Source organism: Methylobacterium tarhaniae (assembly GCF_001043955.1).
Lineage (GTDB): Bacteria > Pseudomonadota > Alphaproteobacteria > Rhizobiales > Beijerinckiaceae > Methylobacterium > Methylobacterium tarhaniae.
In genome coordinates this window covers 1-665 of record NZ_LABZ01000435.1, presented here as the reverse complement: position 1 = coordinate 665, position 665 = coordinate 1, and the positions used below count along the sequence as shown (strand labels likewise).

Sequence of the window (665 nt, the reverse complement as noted above, 5' to 3'; positions counted from 1 at the left end):
GCACCGCCCCCCGGAAAGCCGAACCCGCCGCCCCCGCCCTCGCCGCGGCGGTCCTCGACGTTGTCGGAGGTGCGAAAATCTTCCCAGCGCATGGTCAGCTACCCATTGGCCCGTGAACCTTGGCCGCGACGGCTACGCGGCGCGGCGTTCGGGCTCAAGAGTAATCGACCAGGACCGGCACGGTTCCGCTTGGCCATCCCCTTGGCCATCCCTGCGGGAGGTTCAGCGACTCCCTTCGTCGAGGGCGGCGCGCAGGGCCCGGAAGTCGCGCCAGGCGAGGCGCTTCTGCAGCGGCTGGCGCAGCAGGTAGGCCGGATGCAGGGTGGCGAGGAGCCGGATCTCGCGCTTGTCGGTGCGGTAGGGGAACCAGCGGCCGCGGGACTTCAGGATGCCGTCCTTGGTGGCGGCCAGCGCCTGGGTAGCGACGCCGCCGAGGCAGACCAGGATGTCGGGATCGGCCAGCGCGATCTGCCGCTCGATGAACGGCTTGCAGGTCGCGATCTCCTGCGGGGTCGGGTTGCGGTTGCCCGGTGGGCGCCAGGGCACGACGTTGCCGACATAGGCGTTGGTGCGGTCGAGCCCGATCGCCGCCATCATCCGGTCGAGGAGCTGGCCCGAGCGCCCCATGAACGGCTTGCCGACCCGATCCTCGTCGGCCCCCGGCG

Annotated in this window: 1 protein-coding gene and 1 pseudogene; both read right to left on the bottom strand. The window is 71.3% G+C overall.

The annotated features are described in order from the left end of the window. Window positions 1-92 (bottom strand): annotated as a pseudogene (locus tag VQ03_RS34915) (KPN_02809 family neutral zinc metallopeptidase); the annotation flags it as partial. Window positions 93-222: 130 nt separating this feature from the next. After that, window positions 223-665: uracil-DNA glycosylase (locus VQ03_RS30490; RefSeq protein WP_048454689.1), on the bottom strand; the 443-nt coding region annotated here is incomplete at its 5' end.